Origin of the sequence: Pseudonocardia kunmingensis (assembly GCF_006716445.1) — a bacterium.
In the GTDB taxonomy this organism is placed as follows: domain Bacteria; phylum Actinomycetota; class Actinomycetes; order Mycobacteriales; family Pseudonocardiaceae; genus Pseudonocardia; species Pseudonocardia kunmingensis.
This window is the reverse complement of the sequence record NZ_VFPA01000003.1, coordinates 842,240-858,509: the sequence shown is the minus strand read 5'-3', so window position 1 is coordinate 858,509 and position 16,270 is coordinate 842,240. Positions and strand designations below refer to the sequence as shown.

The window sequence follows — 16,270 nt, the reverse complement described above, 5'->3', positions numbered from 1 at the left end:
GCCGTTCCTGGGGTCTCGTTCGGGACTGTTCCGGATCGGCTGTTCCGGAGCCTGCGGCATCGTACTCGATTCGCGGCCGTCGTATGATGTATCGTATATGAAGTACGGCGCTTTCACCGACGTCGAGAGGTTTGTCGCATGGATCTCACCCAGCTCCGCCGGGAGTTGGCCGCGGTCGTCGCCATCCCCGTGGCGCCCTTCGCCGAGGACGGTCACCTGGACGAGCAGGCGTTCCGCCGCGTGCTGGCGCGGATGGTGGACGGTGGGGTGCGCGTCCTCACTCCCAACGGCAACACCGGGGAGTACTACGCGCTCTCGACTGCCGAGCGGTGCCGGGTCCTCGACCTGACCGTGGAGCTCGGCCATGACCGCGCCGTCACCATGGCCGGGGTCGGCGGTTCGGTCCCGGACGCGATCGAGGCCGCCGTCCACGCGCGCGGGGCCGGTGCCGAGGCCATCATGATCCACCAACCTCCCCACCCCTACGTGAGCTCGGCGGGGTGGGTCGAGTACCACGCCCGGATCGCCGCTTCGGTGCCCGAGCTGGGAGTGATCCCCTATCTGCGGAACCCCGCGATCTCCGGCGCGGACGTCGCTGAGCTCGCGCGGCGGTCTCCGAACTTCGTCGCCGTCAAGTACGCCGTTCCCGACGCCACCTGCTTTGCCCGGGTCCGCCAGGACTCGGGCGACGCCGACCTGGTCTGGATCGCAGGCCTCGCCGAACTGTCCGCCCCCGGATACTTCGCCTACGGTGCCACGGGCTTCACCTCGGGGCTGGTCAACGTCGCACCGCGGCTGTCGCTGGACATGCACAAGGCCCTGAGCTCGAGCGACCGCGACGCGGCTCTGCGGTTGTGGGAGAGCATTCGTCCCTTCGAGGAGCTGAGGGTGGGAGCGAACTCCGAGCACAACGTGAGCATCGTCAAGGAGGCGCTGGCCCAGCTCTCCCTCTGCCGGCGCGACGTGCGTCCGCCCATCTCGGTCCTGCCCGAGGCGCTGCGGGCCCGCGTTGCCGCCTGCCTCGCCGAGTGGGAGCTCGACGCGGCGGCCTGAGCGGCGCAGGTCGGCCGGGGAGCGCGACACCGCGGACGCCCCCGGCCCCGACTCGCAGCACGGTGGCCGTACTCCGGGAGAGCCGGAGCACTGCCACCGTGTTGGTTGCGGCCCCTGTGGGACCGCTCAGGACGCGACGCCGAGGGACTCCGCGGTGCGGAGGATGGCGGCCCAGGTGTCCACCGGGAGCGGCACGCCTTCGGCGAGCCGGACGGCGCGCGTGGCGGCCTCGGGGTCGCCGGGGGCGAGGACGGGCCGCGCCGGGTCGATCGGGCGCGCCGCGAGCACCCAGTCCAGGTACTCGCGCGCGGTCCGCTCGAACTCGGCCTGCGTGCCGAAGTGGGCGGGGGAGAGGTAGATCGACAGCATCCCGTTCGCGATGCCCTTGCGCGGCCCGTCGAGCGGGCCCGCGCAGCCGCCGCCGGTGAACGCGCCGGCGAGCAGCTCGCACATCAGCGCGAGGCCCGATCCCTTGTGCTCGCCGAACGCCCTGATGGCGCCGGCGCCTTCTGCCGGGCTGCGCAGGTCGGCGGGCCCGTAGTCGCCGTAGAGGACGCGCGGGTCGGCGGACATGCGTCCGTCCGGGGAGACCAGGGCGTCCGGCGGCAGTGGCTTGCCGCCGTAGGAGGCCACCTGCACCTTGCCCTCGGCGACGAGCGACGTCGCGAAGTCCAGCACGAGCGGGCGCTCCGGCAGCGGGAGTCCCACCGCGAACGGTGCGGTCGAGAACCGCCGATCCACCGCGCCGAACGGGGCGACCAGTGGTGATCCGGCGACGTTGACGAAGTGGATCGAGATCAGGCCTGCGGCGAGCGCGGTGTCGGCGTACGTGCCGACGCGGCCGATGTGCCCGGCGTTGCGCAGCGCGACGATGCAGCTGCCGTTCTCCCGCGCCCGCTCGACGCCGAGCGCGACGGCCTGCGTGGCGACCGTCTGGCCGAAACCGCTGTTCCCGTCGAGCACGACGAACGCGCCACCGTCCGTGACGATCTCCGCTTCCTGTCCGGCCCGCACCCAGCCCCGGCGCACCCGGTCGACGTAGATCGGCACGCGGACGACGCCGTGACTGTCGTGACCGGCCAGGTTCGCGCTCACCAGCTCCCGAGCGATGAGCTCGGCCTCCACGCCCGCACACCCAGCGGCGGTGAAGATCGCCGCAACGAGCCCTTCCAGCTTGTGGACACCGACCAGTCGAACCGCTCCGTCACTCGTCACGGTGCAAGCATGACCGACTGTTCGGCACGCGACCCGCCGCTGAGACGGACTGCTCACATGCCGGTTGTCGTTCCGGCACGCCCATCGCTGTCGGTGTGAGCACCCGCTGTCGATCTATGAGCGGTGGCCGGCGGGAAGCTCGAGATACGCCTCACCCGTACGCGTGGCTGGCTTCGCGCCGCGCGCTCCGCCCGGTTCCAATGGGACTGGAGGTGATGATGGTGCGGATGTCCGTTCTGCCCCGAACGTTCGTCGGAGTGGTGAGCGCGTTGACGTTGATCGCGGCGGGCAAGGCGCCACCCGCGCCCCCCGACCCGTCGGAGTGCGCCACCACCGCCGCGGAGCGGTACGGCTGGGGCGACCCGACGCGGCGCTCCGACTTCACCGACGGCCTGCCCGGTGACTGGCACCCCTACGGCCCCGAGCCGGGGCATGACAAGGAAGGGATCCGCACGCCGGAGGCGATCACCGTCGCGGACGGCGTGGTCACGATCAGCGCCACCGAGGACGGCACGACCGGCGCCATGAGCTGGCACCCCGGGCAGCGCCACGGCCGGTGGGAGGCCTGCGTGCGCTCCGAGGAGGCGTCCGGCGGGCTGAACGCGCTGCTGCTGCTCTGGCCGGTGGCCGAGGACTTCCCGGTGGGCGGGGAGATCGACTGGATGGAGATCATGTCCGACGACCGGCAGGAGACGAGCTTCTTCCTGCACTACGGCCCGGACAACGACCAGGACTACGGGTCCGTGCAGCACGACTCGACGCAGTGGTCGGCGTACGCGCTCGAGTGGACGCCCGAGAAGATCACCGCCTACGTGGACGGCGAGGAGTGGTACTCGACCACGGAGACCGACCACTTCCCGCCCCGGCCGATGAACATGACGATGCAGCTGGACTACTTCCCGCCGGCTGGCGGTCCCACCGCCATGCACATGGACTGGGCGATGCAGTGGGCGCTGCCGGAGAGCGAGCCTGCCGAGCTGTCACTGGCCCCCGGAGACCCGGCGACGGGCCAGCCGGAGGACTACCCGGACCGGGCGCCCCGCCGCCTCACCCCGTGACGACACCCCGCCGGGCGCCGCACACACCGTGCCGGCTCGGCACACACGCCAGAGCGTCTGTGCGGGGCCGTTCCGGTGTGTGCGGCCCGGCGGTCACGCCGGGCGGCGCGCCTGCAGGTCGTCGGCGGTGGGCGGGTCGGCGCCGCGGCGGCTGCAGGTGATCGCGGCGGCGAGGGCGGCCTCGTCGAGCAGGGCGTCGAGGGTCTCGGCGTCGACGGCGCGCAGGTCCGGGCGGGCGGGCGCGCCGAGCAGGCCCCGCCGGTGCAGGCCGGCGAGCAGCGCGGCGGAGAACGTGTCGCCCGCGCCGACCGTGTCGACCACCGTGATCGGCACGCCGGGCCGCCGCGCCCGCACGCCGTCCGCGGTACCGGCGAGCACGCCGTCCCCGCCGAGCGTGACGGCGACGACGGCGGGCCCGCGGGTGAGCCAGCCCTCCAGCACGTCCTCCGGGCGCCTGCCGGGCACGAGCCACTCGAGGTCCTCGCTGCTGATCTTCACGATGTCGGTGACGGCGAGCAGCTCGTGCACCCCGGCCAGCACGTCGGCGGGGTCGCCCATCAGCAGGGGGCGGCAGTTCGGGTCGTAGCTGATCGTCACGTCCGCCGCGGCGCGCACGATCAGCTCGCGCAGGACGGCCGCGCCGGGCGGGGTGGTCAGCGCGAGCGATCCGGAGTGCAGCGCGACGACCGGCCCGTCGAGGGCGTCCGCCAGCTCCTCGGGGCGCCACTGCCAGTCGGCCGTGCCGCTGACGCGGAAGTCGTAGGTGGCGCCGCCGTCGGGGCCCACGGCGACCATCGCCATCGAGGTCTGCTCGCCCGCCCGCACGGCGTGGTCGAGCCCCACCCCGTTGGTCGTGAGGTGCGCGCGGATGCGTTGCCCCAGCATGTCGTCGGCGATCCGCGCCAGCAGCCGGGTGGGCACCCCGAGCCGCGAGAGCGCGACCGCGACGTTCGCGGGGCTCCCGCCCGGCGCGGCCTCGAAGTACTCGCCGACGGGCGCCGGGACCATGTCGACGAGCGCCTCGCCCGCGACCGCGACGACTGCGTTCCCGCTCATGCCGGGTGTCAGCCGCGGACGGCGTCGGCGAGCTTGGCCAGCACCCCGTCGTGGATGCGCTGCAGCCCCTTCGGCGCGAAGGTGCGCTCGAAGAAGCCGCCGATCCCGCCGGCGCCGTTCCAGGCGCTCTCGACCGTGACGACGCTGCGCCCCTCGCCGGCGGGGGTGACGGTCCAGGTGGTGACCATGCTCGAGTTCGCGTCCCGCTCGACGATCCGGTCCGGACCGGGCACGCTCACCTCGACGAGCTGGTCGCGCACCCGCTTCTGCGTGGCCTGCAGCAGCCAGTGCGCGCGCGTGCCGGCGCCCTGGCCGCCCGACTCCACGCGGTAGTCGCGGTAGTGCTCGGTGAGGATCGTGGGGCGCACGGTCTCGTAGTCGGCGAGCGCCGCGTGCACCCGCTCCGCCGGGGCGTCGATCGTGCGCTCGGTCCGCGCGGTCACCTGTGCCATGGGGCCATCCTGCCGGTCGCCCGATCGGCTCGACGGGGTACCCCGGGCTGCCGCCCCCGAGGCGGGCGGTTCGCTCAGCGCCACCTGGCGAGGCGCTTCGGGATGTCGCCGATGCCCAGCCTGATGACCTCGATGAGCTGGGACGCCACGAGGATGAGGAAGATGCTCGCCAAGATGGGCCGGGCGTGGAGGTCGATCGCGTCGGGAGGTGTGGTCGGCGTGCTCGCCATGACGACGGCGAGGAGGACCACAGCGGCGGCGCCCGCGCGGAGGAACGACTCGCCGGCGTGCCGGAGCGCCGGGAGGTGCAGGGCATCTCCGACGAACGCGTCCCGCAGGCGCAAGAAGCCGCGGATCGGGAGGAACGGCATGACCGTGACGGCAGCCGCGGCGATGATCTGGATGGATGCGCCGGGCGACGCGCTGGCCGCGCCGTGGCTCTCGGCGGCGTAGCGGGCGGTGGTGACGACGAGGAGAAGCGCGGCGAGGCCGCCGGACACCAGACATCCGACGACGCCGCGCTGGTACAGAGCCCGCGCACGCGGCCCGGCGTCCGGCGGAAGCCAGTGGTGCTCCGCGGCGGGGCCACGCCTGTCGCCGAGCGCCCGGCGGTGGAGCCAGACGAGGTGCGCCCCTTCGAGCAGCACCGCAGCGAGCAGGAGCGTGAGCAACACCGGCATGGCCGGTGAGTGGGAGAGGAGGCTCATCTGCACCACGCTCGTGGTCGCGATGGGGACGGCGGTCCATTCCGCTCGGCGCAGCGTGCGCGCGACGCGACCGGTGTCGATGCGATCGGTGGTCGCCCGGGCCAGCGCACCGACGTTCAGGCAGGACAGGAGCTGGCCGGCGGTGAGGATGCCGGAGGCGACCACAGCCGGCACGAAGGAGGAGGGCTCCGTTTCCTGCGGGCCTGCGCTCGCGAACAGGGTTGCGGGAATCGCGCCGATTGCGATGGCGAGGTGCCCGAGGGCCAGGAGCCGCAGCGTACGGCGGCCCCGTGGCCCGTCCACGGGAATCGCTCCGTGGAACCGGTCGGTCGAGGGCGGCGGCGCGGAGGCGGGGTGCGCAGCGGAGCCCGGTGGAGTGCTCACCGCAGGTTCCACTCGGTGGGGTCGCCGTCGGTGAGGCTGGCGTCGCTGAACTCCTCCGCGGCGGAGACCGGCCAGGAACCCTGCACGAAACCGGTGCCGTCGTGCACCCGACGGCCGAGTTCGGCGGTGCGGACGCTGGTCTCGTTGGCGAGGTCGGTGAACATCGTGATGGCGCTGCTCACCGCGGTGCCGAAGGCGATGAGGGACGCGGCCGCCGCCGCGATGGCGGCAGCGGTGGTGAGGGGCACCACCGCGGGGAGCGCTGCCGCGGCCAGACCGACGAGGAGGGCGATGAGGGCGACCTCGATATCCATCCAGAACTCGACGATCGCCCGGGCGAGCGCGTTGAAGACCGTGTCGATCGCATTGCCGGTGGTCTTCACCGCGTCGAGCGCGAGGTACTGCGGCCGAAGGGCACGGTGGTAGGCCTCGGCGGCCGGTCCGGTCCAGTGGTGGGCCGCCTGGGTCGAACCCTCGACAGCGAGGGCGGAGAGGTTGCTCGCGACCCCGCCGATCTCGCCGACCCAGGCCTCCCCGGCGGCCCGCAAGGCTGCGGGATCGCCCGCCTCGTCCAGCGCGCGGCGGAGCTGCCCGATCACGTCCTCGAACAGGCGCCGGACCTCGGCAACGCCGTCCCGGACGCCACCGACCAGTTCGGGAGGCAGCTCGCGGAGCACGGAGTCGACGCCGCTGATGATCCCGTTCACCAGCCCCGCGGCCTCCTCGACGCCGGATCGGATGGTCGGGACCACGCTGAGCAGGTCCTCGGGTGCGTAGGAAGCGGTCATGGCTCTTCTCCCCACAGGTGGATCAGTAGATGTTCTGCATGCGGTGGACGCCGGCGGCCTCGTCGGCGGCGTAGGCGGCGGCGCTCGCGCGCAGTGCGGTGGCGATCCCGTCGAGGTTGTCGGCCCCCTGTGCGATCAAGCCGGCCATCCGGGCGCGCAGGTCCTCGTACTCAGCGGCTGCGGCTCGCCCGGCGAAGGTGAACGCGGACGGGTCGAGCTTCTGCCGATCGGCGGTCGCGGCCGCGGCCCGCAGCTCCTCGGCGGCGAGTGCCCAGTCCTCGGCATCGGCTCGGAGCGCCTTGAGCGCAACGCGGATCTCGTCCGGGGTCGGAGTGGTCAACGCGGTGCCTCCGTCGAGTCGGGTGCGAACGGGGTGTCGGCGAGCAGTGCGCGCAGCGCCGGGTAGCCGTCGAGAGTGCGTTCGGGCAGCGTCGCGATCAGGGCGAGCGCGCCGCGCAGCGCATGACCGATGTGGTGTTCGAGCTCCCGCGCGGTGGCGATGCGCTGCCAGGCCGGGTCGATCTCGACACCTGCGAGACGACCGGCGGCAACCGTGACGATCACCTTCCGGCCGGGGCTGCCGACGCTCTCGGTGGCGGCGTGCAGGGTGGTGAGCCGTCGGCGGAACTCGCTCAGCTCGTGCCACGCGCGCGACCTCGATCCGGCCGTTGCCCGGATCGCCACCCGCCGTGGAGGTGGGTGCGCCCGTGCAGGTCCGGTGGCCCACGCCGTCAGGCGTGCGACCGTGGCCGCGGAGAAGGCCTGCAGCACCGCACCGGGCAGACCCGCTCCACCGACGGCGGAGCGCCAGCCGTCCTCGAGCACGACCACGACGTCCCGGGCCGCGCTGTCGAGCTCGACGCGCACCCGACCCGAGCCGTCCTCGCCCGCGTACCGACCGTCCCGCGGCAACACGGGTAGCGCCGCGTGCGCACCGTGTGGGCCGGTGCGCGGATCCCGTCCGTCCATGCGTCGGACGGTAGAAGCAGCGGGCATCCGCTCGTGGCCGTTTCGCAGAACTCGGAACGCCGATCCCTGCCGAGGTCGCCCAGCGATGGCGTCGGGGAACCGCACCGTCGCCCGAACCGGACGGAATCGGGAGATGTACCGCGTATCGTCGCTCGGGCCATGAGCCGGAGGCGAGGATGACACGACGCAGCGATCAGCAGCGCGAGCCCGGCCGCTTCGAGCGCTTCGTCTTCGTGGACGGTCAGCTGGTGCAGAGCGTGCCGCGGGAGGCCGCCGCGGACACCGCCCTCGTCGAGATCCTGCGGGACCTCCCCACCGCGGCCGAGCACGAGGAGCTCCAGCTGCTGGTCGCCGCCGGGGGTCCGCCCCGGCAGGCGTGGGTGAGCCGCCGGGGCGAGACCGTCTGCGTGTCGCTGGGGCAGGGGCCCGCGCCCTGGGGGCTCACGACCCGGCAGCTGGAGGTGCTGACCGGGGTCGCCGCCGGTATGACGAACGCGGAGATCGCCGCGTCGCTCGTCTGCACCACCCGGACGGTCGCCACGCACATCGAGCACATCCTGCAGATCACGGGCAGGCGGTCGCGGGTCGAGCTCGCTGTACTCGCGGTTCGATGGAATCTCGTCCTGATCAGCCATCGGCTCCGCGGGACACCCCTCGGCGCGCGAGCCCGCACGCACCTCCTCGACGGGCCCGCCGCGGAAGCGCCGTCCGGTCCGGCCCGCGCCGCCGCGACGAAGCGGCCCGTGCTGCTGGCCGCTGTCTACCCGTCCGGGCGGGCCTTCGCCCAGCACACCTCCGCCATGCGCCGGGGGCTGGAGCTCGCTGCAGCCGAGCTGAACGCGCGCGGTGAGGTGGCGGGACGCCGGCTCGAGCTGATGATCCACCACGCTGATGCCGACGAGCTGGAGACGGTGCTGGACACGGCGTTGGCCCGGGGCGCCGATGCCGTGGTGCTCGGGAACTTCCCGTTCGACGAGACGCTGCTGTCCCGGATCGAGCTGGCCGCATCCAGCGGTGCCCCGGTCCTGCACTCGATGGTGGCCCCGCAGATCAGCGAGGCCGTCGCCGAGTTCGGGGCGCGCCTGTCGAACGTGTTCCAGGTCTGCGGCGACGAGGTCTCCTACGCGCGCGGGTTCGCCCGGTTGCTCGAGGCGGCGCGCGTCCCGGATCGGCGACGGGACCGTCGTGACGTCGCCATGGTCGTCCGGCCCCACATGCTCGCGACGGACTACGTCGACGTCGCGGAGCGGTTGCTGCACCGGGCGGGGTGGCGGCTGTCGGCGGTCCGCACGGCGGATCATGTGCGCGCCGAGCCCGAACGCGTGGCGGCCGAGTTCCGCCGGGCCGGCGTGGCGGCCGTGCACCTGCCCATCCTGGACGAGGACTCGCTGCTGCGGATGACCGATGCGCTGCAGGAAGGCGGCGAGCGACCGCTGGTGGCGGCCGACTGGTCGCCGTCCTCGCCTGCGTTCGGCGCGCGGTTCGGGCGGCGCGCGGAGGGGTTGTACTGGTCGACGGTGATCGGGCTCTACGACGATCACCTGGGCCGCGCCTTCCAGGCGGCCTACCGCGACAGGTTCGGCCACAGCCCCGAGGAGAGCATCGCCGCCGTGCACTACGACATCGTCAACGTGCTCGGCCAGTCGTGGAGCCGGGTGCGGCGGCCCTGGGACTTCGGTGCCGTTCGCGCGTCGCTGCGTTCATCGGTGGTGCGCGGGGTCGCCGGGCCGTACCACTTCGGCGGGCGCGGACAGCGTGCCCTCACGCTGCCGGACGACACCGCCGACGCCTCGCTCGGGCACCGCCAGCTGCACTACCGGATCCGCGGCGGCCGCAACGTCCCGGTCGCGTAGCTCCCTCGCCCGGTCACCCGGGTTCCAGCCAGCTCGGCATGGTGGGGGAACCGAGGCTCGCACCGCCGTCCGCCACCAGGGTCTGCCCCGTGATCCACGCCGACTCGCCGCCGAGCAGCCACAGCACGACCGGCGCGATGTCCGCCGGAACCCCGACGCGACCGGCGGGGGAGGCCCGTGCCACCTCCCTCGCATAGGAGTCGGGGATGGGGTTGATGTCCGATCCGACCTCGGTGTAGCCGGGGGCCACCGCGTTGCAGCGGATACCGCGACCCGCGCCCTCGAGGGCGAAGCCGCGGACCAGGGCGTCGAGCGCCGCCTTGGACGCCGCGTAGACGGCCGTGCCGGGGCGTGCCCGGTTCCCGGCCGGGCTGGACAGGTACACCAGCGACAGCGGGCGTGCCGCGGCGACGGCGCAGCGCGCTGCCGCCGCGCCCACCTCGAGCGCGGCGCGGGTGTTGACGGCGAACACGTCGTCGAACACCGTCGCGGGCGTCTCGAGGATCGGGGCGGCGGGGAAGAGACCGGCCGCGTACACGACGCCGTCGAACGGGCCGTGCTCGGCCCACAGCCGCTCGATGTACGGCGCGACCGACGCCGCGTCCCGGAGGTCGATCTCGTCGCGGTCGGCGCCGTGTACCCGCATCCCGCGGCCGGTGGCCAGCGCGCTGATCTCGCGACCGATGCCGCCCCGGGCACCCAGCACGAGGACCGACGTCTCAGCGGGTGCCGGCACCGAGCTCACCCCGCGCGCGGACCGCGACGTCGTCGCACCGGTCGAAGCGCGCCCCGAGGGCGAAGACCTGCTCGACGAACCGTTCCAGCTCGAGCATCCGCCCGCCCCGGCCGATGACCTGCGGGTGCAAGGTGACGACGAGGAACCCGTCCCCAACCCGCTCGGTCAGGTAACGGACGTCGGCGAGGAAGCTCTCGAACATCACCCGCGGGCTCTGCAACCCCGGCATGACGGTGCCGGGTGCTCGGTAGAACTCCAGGTGCGGGTAGTCGTCCAGGGTCCACGAGACCGGCAGCTCGACGACCGAGGTCTCCCGCCCGAACCGGTAGGCCCCGCTCGGCTCGTCGAGGTCACCGCTGCGCACGAAGTAGGCAGTGCTGTCGGCTGCCATCAGCGACGAGTCGTAGTCGACCCCGATCTCGGTCAGGATGTCGACGGTGTTCGGGGTGAAGTCGAAGCTGGGGGTGCGGTGCCCGCGCGGCGCGGCGCCGGTCAGCCGCCGGATCTGCTCGACGCCACGGAGGTTGGCAGCCAGCTCCTGCGCGCGGTCCAGGGTGGAGACGGGGTCGTGCCGATCGCCGTGCAGGGCGAGTTCGTGCCCGGCCTCGGCGATGGCGCTGCACTGGGCCGGATACGACTGCAGGGTGTGCGCGGGGATGAAGAACGTCGAGCGGATGTCGTGGCGCCGCAGCAGCTCCAGGATCCGGGGGATCGCGAACGCCCCGAACTCCCCGCGCGAGACCGGACCGGGGGTCGTCGCGCCGCGGGCGAGCCAGAGCGAGATCGCGTCGAAGTCGAACGTGAGGCAGACGGTGGGCTTCACGGCGTGACCTCCTGGACCGGCGGGAACTCGACGCGCGGCTCCGGGGCGCCGCCGAACACCTCCCGCAGCGACCAGCGGTAGAAGGGCTGCTCGTCGACCGGGAACGGCGCGATCCAGAACACCTGGTCGTCGAGGTCCATCACGATCGAGAACAACGTGGCGAACCGCTCCTGCGGCGGGAGATCCGGGTCGGGGTACCGGCAGATCGAGTCGGGCCACGAGTACCGGTCGCGGAAGACCTCGGCCAGCGTCGCCGGCGTGATGGCCCCGGACCGGCGGGCGAGCAGGCGGCGAGCGCGACGAGCGCGGATCAGCGTCAGCGCGCTGGAGGCGCGCCGCCGGTCCACGACGTCGATGCCCGACTCGAAGTGGTTGGCGTGGGTGATCAGCCCGTCCTCGGGGTGGAGCACGCCGAAGGTGTCCGGCGCGAGCTCGAAGTCGATCGCCTCGCCGCCCGCGTCGGCCAGCAGGACGTTCCCCGAGGAGATGCGGGGCACCGGCAGGAGCTTGCGGTGCGCCTGCGACATCCGCCGCGCCTCCAACGCCCCGCGGAGCAGGAAGTGGTAGGGCACACCGCGCCCGCCACGGTCGTCGCCGGAGACGAGAAGGTTGGCGCAGACCCCGAGCCCGGCGCCGTTCATGCCGCTCTTCGCGAACATCCCGGCTTCCGTCAGCGCGATCGTGGTGTGCCCCTCGTCGTCGCGGGTGGCGAGGACGAAGGTCGAGCGCGCCTGCTCGGTCCGCCAGTCCCAGTTCTGCCCGAGGAGGGTGTGCCCGTCGGCGGTCACCTCGGGCAGGACGGCGGCGGCCGTGCAGCCGCCCTCCCGGTAGCCGGTCCCGTAGAGCATCTCGGTGCGGGCGTTCAGCGCTGCGATCCGTTCCGGCGCGACGTCCACCGCTTCGGCGAGGCCCACCAGCATGTCTCGGATCCGCGAGTCGTACTCGCCGGCGACGTCCAGGTAGATGCCTCCCCACCGGTTCACGTCCGCCGCGGACAACCCCGCGTCGTCGCGGAAACGGCGTTCGTAGGACGCCAGGCTGTGCTGCACCATGGTCGCGGTCTGCTCACCGACGGCCCCGCCGATCGTGCGCGAGTCGCCTTCGGCGACGACCAGGCGGGGCGGCCCCGCCGGCAGTTCTGCATCGAGCATGGTCGGTCTCCTCACCGCAGGGGGAGCCGGGACGACTCCGGCATGAGCAGGACGACGCAGAGGGTGATCAGCGCGGCGGCGCCGGGCAGGAGCGCGACGATCGTCGCGGTGTTGCCGAGCCCGATCAGCGCCGTCGCCACGAAGGGCGCGGTGCCGCCGAACACCATGACCGAGAAGTTGTAGCCGATGCCGAGCGAGGAGTACCGCACGGTCGTGGGGAAGAGCTCGGCCAGTGCCGCCGGTCCGGGCCCGGAGAACGAGGCGAGCGCGAGCGCGACGGCGATCTGGCCGACGTAGAGCGCCCACGTCTCGCCGGTCTGGAACATCACGAGCACGGGCCAGCTCAGCAGGGCGAGGCCCCCGGTGCCGGCGAGTAGCAGCGGCTTGCGACCGACGCGGTCCGACAGCAGGCCGAACCCGGCGATGGCCACGGTCAGGACGACCAGCGCCACCAGGTTCGAGGCGCGGGCGGCCGCGGCGTCATAACCGGCGAACTCGGCGAGGTAGGTCGGCAGGTAGGTCAGGAAGAAGAAGTAGGCGACGGTCCAGCCGACCGTGAACCCGAAGCCCCTCAGCATCGCCAGCTTCTGCGTGGCGAAGGCCCGCGCCAGCGGCCGGTCCGACACGGTGCCTTGCTGGGCCTCGGCGACGAAGGACGGCGTGTCGTCCACACCTCGGCGCAGCAGCACGGCCACCACCGCGGTGACGGCCCCCAGCAGGAACGGCACCCGCCAGCCGTAGGCCAGGAAGGCCTCCTCGGAGAAGAGCGCGGTGTTGGCGGCGATGACCGCAGCGGCCAGCAGGAAACCGCCGGCCGTGCTGACCTGGTTGAAGCTGCCGAAGAAGCCGCGGCGGTGCGCCGGCGCGGACTCGACGAGCATGGTGGCCGAACCGGCCCACTCACCTGCCACCGAGAACCCCTGCACCAGCCGGATCAGCACCAGCAGCACGGGTGCCGCGGCGCCGATGGCCTCGTAGGTCGGCAGGAGGCCGATGGCGGTGGTGGCCACCCCCATCATGACGACGCTGATGACGAGCGCCCGCTTGCGTCCGTGCCGGTCGCCGATGTGTCCGAACCAGAGCGTGCCGATGGGACGGGCGAGGAAGCCGACGGCGAACGTCGCGAACGTGGCCAGCAGCCCGCTGACGGCGTCGCCGGTCGGGAAGAACAGCACGCTCAGCGTCGACGCCGTGTAGGCGTAGATCAGGTTGTCGTAGTTCTCCAACAGGTTGCCGACGCTGCCGGCGAGCACCCGCCGTCGGGTGGAACCCGACAGGGTCGGGGCCGTGGAACCGGGGACGGACATGGCTCAGACCTCCTTCGTGAGGGAGCGGGGCCGGTAGTCGGCCAGGTAGCCACCACTCACCGGGACCAGCGCGCCGTTGACGTACGACGCCTGTGGTGAGAGCAGGAACGACACCACGTCGGCCACCTCCTCCGGCGTGCCCGTGCGGTCCAGCAGGCTTCCGCTGGTGCGCCGGGCGCGGTCGTCGTCGGGGAGATCCGCCACCAGCGGGGTCTCGATGAGACCGGGCACGACGGCGTTCACCCGGATCGAGCGGGGGGCGAAGGCGGCGGCCGCCATCCGGGTCAGCTGGTGCAGGCCCGCCTTGCTCACCTGGTAAGCAGGGGAGACCGGGGCCTCATCGCTGGTGGGTGGCAGCCGCTCGGCGTACACGGAGCCGACGTTGACCACGGCTCCGGCCGGCCGCAGCAGCGGGGCCATCGCCTGCATCCCCAGCCACGGCCCCGTGAGGTTGACGCCGAGGATGCTCGACCACTCGGCCTCGCTCGTCGAGAAGAAGTCGTGACGACCACTGATCCCGGCCGCGTTGACCAGCGCGTCGAGGCCGCCGTGCTCGGACGCGAGCCGCTCGCCGAGGTCGGCCCAGTCGGCGGCGCGCGTGACGTCGAGGCGTACGTCGTCCGGGCCCGACCGGGCGCGAGAACGATCGGCCGACAGCACCCGGTACCCGGCACCGGCCAGGCGGTCCCGGATCGCTTGGCCGATACCGCCGAACGCGCCGGTCACCACTGCCACGCGTTCCGTCGTCGAACGCCGAGAGGAGGCCATCGCCGGAGCCTAGGAAGGGCCGTGCTGCAGAAGTTCGGTCGATCGACCGATGTGCACGACCGCCGGGGCACCCCGCTCGCCGCCATCTCCCACGATCACGCGAGCGGGAAGGCGGCGATGTCCTCCAGGCGGGGGCCGCGGGGGGAGGAGCGGTCGGCCACCAGCACGACCTCGCGGGCCGTCCAGCTCGCCTCGACCGGCTCGACCGCGAGGGCCGCCGGCACCCGGCCCCGTGCCAGCACCACGTCGGCCCGGAACGGCTGGGGGTGCGTGACCGGCACCAGCCCGACGGTCGCGTCGAACACGACGGCAGCGAGGTCGTCCAACCCGGACACCGGGGCCCCGAGCCATCGGCCGCCCAGCCGCCGCGTGGCCGGGCCGAGCACGCAGCGGACGGGCGGGACGCCGTCGAGCTCGTCGGACAGGGTCGCCACCAGCGGCTCGACCACGTCGCCGGGCACGTGCCCGAGCGGGCGCAGCTTCACCAGCCACTGCTCCGGCACCGCCCAGCTCACGCCGGCGACGGGCTCGCGCGGCAACGCCGCGAGCACCGCGACCGCGTCGGCGGGCAGGTGGAGCGCCACGGACAACCGCACAGCCCCACGCTAGTCGGCGAGAGTGTCCATGATCCGCGTTTTCGGTTGTCCATGGTTGCGCGAACAGCAGTGAGCAACCGATACCGCGGATCTTCGCCCGTGGCACCATGCGCCCCATGGGGTCGCTGTCGATCGTCAACTGCAGGGTCTTCGACGGGGAGGCGGGGGAGCTGCGTGACGGTCCCGTCCACGTCGTCGACGGGCGGATCACCGCCGTCGGAGACGCGGCCGCGCCGGCCGGCGAGGTGCTGGACGCGCACGGGGGCACCGTCGTGCCCGGCCTGATCGACGCGCACTTCCACGCCTACGGGATCGGCCTCGACCTGGTCGGCATCGAGTCCCGCCCGCCGACGTACGTGGCGCTCGCAGGCGCGCGGCGCCTCGCGGCGGCGCTGCAGCGCGGGTTCACCACCGTGCGCGACGTGGCGGGTGGCGACCCCGGCCTCGCCGCGGCCATCGACGAGGGCCTGCTGCCGGCGCCGCGCTACCTCTACACGGGGGCGGCGCTCAGCCAGACCGGCGGCCACGGCGACTCGCGCCCGGCCGAGACGGACCTGTGCGGCTGCCACGCGCACATGAACGAGGTCGTCGACGGCGTCGACGCGCTGCGCCACGCCGTGCGCGACCGGTTCCGCCGCGGGGCGCACGCCATCAAGATCATGGCTTCCGGCGGGGTCGTCTCGCCGACGGACCCGATCCGCGTGCCGCAGTACTCCGCGGAGGAGATCCGCGCCGTCACGGAAGAGGCGACCCGCCGGGGCAGCTACGTCGCCGCGCACGCCTACTCACCGGAGGCGATCCGGCACGCCGTCGAGAACGGGGTGCGCTCGGTCGAGCACGGCAACCTGATGGACCGGGCCACCGCCGAGCTGATGGCCGAGCGCGGCGCGTTCCTCGTGCCCACGCTCGCCACCTACGACGCGATGGACCGCCGCGGCGACGAGGTGGGGCTCTCGGCCGTCGGGCAGGGCAAGAACCGCGAGGTGCTCGACGCCGGCCGGGAGGCGGTGCGGCTGGCCAGGGCGGCGGGGGTGCGGATCGGGTTCGGCACCGACCTGATGGGCGGCCTCGAGGACGAGCAGCTGGAGGGTCTGCGGCTGCAGACCGAGGTGGAGGGAGTGCTGGCCGCCCTGCGCGCGGCGACGTCGGTGAACGCCGACCTGCTGGGCCGCCCGGACCTCGGCCGCGTGGCCCCCGGCTGCGCGGGCGACCTGCTGGTCCTGGCCGGCGACCCGCTGCAGGACCCCGAGCTGGTCTGGACGCAGGACCGAAAGGTGATCCAGAACGGAAGACTGCTCACCCCCTGATGTGATGACCGCACCTTGGAGCCTCACTGCTGTTTTTCGACGCTCTG

The 16,270-nt window shown here is 73.2% G+C and carries 17 protein-coding genes; 4 read left to right on the top strand and 13 right to left on the bottom strand.

What is annotated here, in order from left to right:
* Positions 1 to 138 precede the first annotated feature (138 nt).
* Complete coding sequence (locus FB558_RS26960) at positions 139 to 1,053, top strand: dihydrodipicolinate synthase family protein (RefSeq protein ID WP_142058046.1); 915 nt, start codon at positions 139 to 141, stop codon at positions 1,051 to 1,053.
* Between the two features lie 126 nt (positions 1,054 to 1,179).
* On the opposite strand, the gene FB558_RS26955 is transcribed toward FB558_RS26960, so the two are convergent.
* Entirely contained in the window at positions 1,180 to 2,268 is a 1,089-nt protein-coding gene (locus tag FB558_RS26955) for a malate/lactate/ureidoglycolate dehydrogenase (protein WP_142058044.1), read from the bottom strand.
* Between the two features lie 227 nt (positions 2,269 to 2,495).
* On the opposite strand from FB558_RS26955, the gene FB558_RS26950 reads away from it, so the two are divergent.
* Positions 2,496 to 3,326 carry a glycoside hydrolase family 16 protein gene (locus FB558_RS26950; RefSeq protein WP_170231540.1) on the top strand — a complete coding sequence of 277 codons (831 nt, stop codon included), beginning with the start codon at positions 2,496 to 2,498 and terminating at the stop codon, positions 3,324 to 3,326.
* Between the two features lie 93 nt (positions 3,327 to 3,419).
* Here FB558_RS26950 and FB558_RS26945 read toward each other — a convergent pair whose 3' ends face one another.
* The 6 genes from FB558_RS26945 to FB558_RS26920 all read right to left on the bottom strand — a co-directional run bounded on the left by FB558_RS26945 (position 3,420) and on the right by FB558_RS26920 (position 7,682).
* Positions 3,420 to 4,382 (bottom strand): carbohydrate kinase family protein, encoded by a 963-nt coding sequence (locus FB558_RS26945; RefSeq protein ID WP_246106766.1) that lies wholly within the window; start codon positions 4,380 to 4,382, stop codon positions 3,420 to 3,422.
* An 8-nt stretch (positions 4,383 to 4,390) separates the two neighbouring features.
* Positions 4,391 to 4,834: an SRPBCC family protein gene (locus FB558_RS26940; protein WP_142058040.1), complete on the bottom strand. Its 444-nt coding sequence runs from the start codon at positions 4,832 to 4,834 to the stop codon at positions 4,391 to 4,393.
* A 74-nt stretch (positions 4,835 to 4,908) separates the two neighbouring features.
* Positions 4,909 to 5,715, bottom strand: a complete 807-nt coding sequence (locus tag FB558_RS26935) for a hypothetical protein (protein WP_142058038.1) — start codon at positions 5,713 to 5,715, stop codon at positions 4,909 to 4,911.
* 206 nt (positions 5,716 to 5,921) lie between these two features.
* Positions 5,922 to 6,713 carry a hypothetical protein gene (locus FB558_RS26930; RefSeq protein WP_142058037.1) on the bottom strand — a complete coding sequence of 264 codons (792 nt, stop codon included), beginning with the start codon at positions 6,711 to 6,713 and terminating at the stop codon, positions 5,922 to 5,924.
* 22 nt (positions 6,714 to 6,735) lie between these two features.
* Complete coding sequence (locus tag FB558_RS26925; RefSeq protein ID WP_142058035.1) at positions 6,736 to 7,053, bottom strand: hypothetical protein; 318 nt, start codon at positions 7,051 to 7,053, stop codon at positions 6,736 to 6,738.
* Entirely contained in the window at positions 7,050 to 7,682 is a 633-nt protein-coding gene (locus tag FB558_RS26920; protein WP_142058033.1) for a hypothetical protein, read from the bottom strand. Before FB558_RS26920 ends, FB558_RS26925 begins: the two co-directional genes overlap by 4 nt.
* A gap of 176 nt (positions 7,683 to 7,858) precedes the next feature.
* Here FB558_RS26920 and FB558_RS26915 point away from each other — a divergent pair, with 176 nt between their 5' ends.
* Positions 7,859 to 9,535: a LuxR C-terminal-related transcriptional regulator gene (locus tag FB558_RS26915; RefSeq protein ID WP_142058031.1), complete on the top strand. Its 1,677-nt coding sequence runs from the start codon at positions 7,859 to 7,861 to the stop codon at positions 9,533 to 9,535.
* Between the two features lie 13 nt (positions 9,536 to 9,548).
* On the opposite strand, the gene FB558_RS26910 is transcribed toward FB558_RS26915, so the two are convergent.
* The 6 genes from FB558_RS26910 to FB558_RS26885 all read right to left on the bottom strand — a co-directional run bounded on the left by FB558_RS26910 (position 9,549) and on the right by FB558_RS26885 (position 14,916).
* Entirely contained in the window at positions 9,549 to 10,271 is a 723-nt protein-coding gene (locus FB558_RS26910; protein ID WP_211366866.1) for an SDR family NAD(P)-dependent oxidoreductase, read from the bottom strand.
* A complete protein-coding gene (locus tag FB558_RS26905) occupies positions 10,255 to 11,094 on the bottom strand; it encodes a polysaccharide deacetylase family protein (protein WP_142058029.1) in 840 nt (279 codons plus the stop codon). Before FB558_RS26905 ends, FB558_RS26910 begins: the two co-directional genes overlap by 17 nt.
* Positions 11,091 to 12,245, bottom strand: coding sequence for a C45 family autoproteolytic acyltransferase/hydrolase (locus FB558_RS26900; protein WP_142058027.1), 1,155 nt, complete (start codon positions 12,243 to 12,245; stop codon positions 11,091 to 11,093). The genes FB558_RS26905 and FB558_RS26900 overlap by 4 nt, the downstream gene beginning before the upstream one ends.
* 11 nt (positions 12,246 to 12,256) lie before the next feature.
* Positions 12,257 to 13,552 (bottom strand): MFS transporter, encoded by a 1,296-nt coding sequence (locus tag FB558_RS26895; protein ID WP_211366865.1) that lies wholly within the window; start codon positions 13,550 to 13,552, stop codon positions 12,257 to 12,259.
* A 3-nt stretch (positions 13,553 to 13,555) separates the two neighbouring features.
* Positions 13,556 to 14,287 carry an SDR family NAD(P)-dependent oxidoreductase gene (locus tag FB558_RS26890; protein ID WP_170231539.1) on the bottom strand — a complete coding sequence of 244 codons (732 nt, stop codon included), beginning with the start codon at positions 14,285 to 14,287 and terminating at the stop codon, positions 13,556 to 13,558.
* 128 nt (positions 14,288 to 14,415) lie between these two features.
* Positions 14,416 to 14,916: a 2'-5' RNA ligase family protein gene (locus tag FB558_RS26885; RefSeq protein ID WP_142058024.1), complete on the bottom strand. Its 501-nt coding sequence runs from the start codon at positions 14,914 to 14,916 to the stop codon at positions 14,416 to 14,418.
* Between the two features lie 116 nt (positions 14,917 to 15,032).
* Between FB558_RS26885 and FB558_RS26880 the strand changes: the two genes are divergently transcribed.
* Positions 15,033 to 16,223 (top strand): metal-dependent hydrolase family protein, encoded by a 1,191-nt coding sequence (locus FB558_RS26880; protein WP_211366864.1) that lies wholly within the window; start codon positions 15,033 to 15,035, stop codon positions 16,221 to 16,223.
* Positions 16,224 to 16,270: the final 47 nt, after the last annotated feature.

Bases quoted from the DNA above. Each gene is read 5' to 3' on its own strand.
- FB558_RS26960 (WP_142058046.1), top strand. From the start codon at position 139: ATGGATCTCACCCAGCTCCGCCGGGAGTTGGCCGCGGTCGTCGCCATC.
- FB558_RS26950 (WP_170231540.1), top strand. From the start codon at position 2,496: ATGTCCGTTCTGCCCCGAACGTTCGTCGGAGTGGTGAGCGCGTTGACG.
- FB558_RS26945 (WP_246106766.1), bottom strand. From the start codon at position 4,382: ATGAGCGGGAACGCAGTCGTCGCGGTCGCGGGCGAGGCGCTCGTCGAC.
- FB558_RS26940 (WP_142058040.1), bottom strand. From the start codon at position 4,834: ATGGCACAGGTGACCGCGCGGACCGAGCGCACGATCGACGCCCCGGCG.
- FB558_RS26930 (WP_142058037.1), bottom strand. From the start codon at position 6,713: ATGACCGCTTCCTACGCACCCGAGGACCTGCTCAGCGTGGTCCCGACC.
- FB558_RS26920 (WP_142058033.1), bottom strand. From the start codon at position 7,682: ATGGACGGACGGGATCCGCGCACCGGCCCACACGGTGCGCACGCGGCG.
- FB558_RS26915 (WP_142058031.1), top strand. From the start codon at position 7,859: ATGACACGACGCAGCGATCAGCAGCGCGAGCCCGGCCGCTTCGAGCGC.
- FB558_RS26900 (WP_142058027.1), bottom strand. From the start codon at position 12,245: ATGCTCGATGCAGAACTGCCGGCGGGGCCGCCCCGCCTGGTCGTCGCC.
- FB558_RS26895 (WP_211366865.1), bottom strand. From the start codon at position 13,552: ATGTCCGTCCCCGGTTCCACGGCCCCGACCCTGTCGGGTTCCACCCGA.
- FB558_RS26880 (WP_211366864.1), top strand. From the start codon at position 15,033: ATGGGGTCGCTGTCGATCGTCAACTGCAGGGTCTTCGACGGGGAGGCG.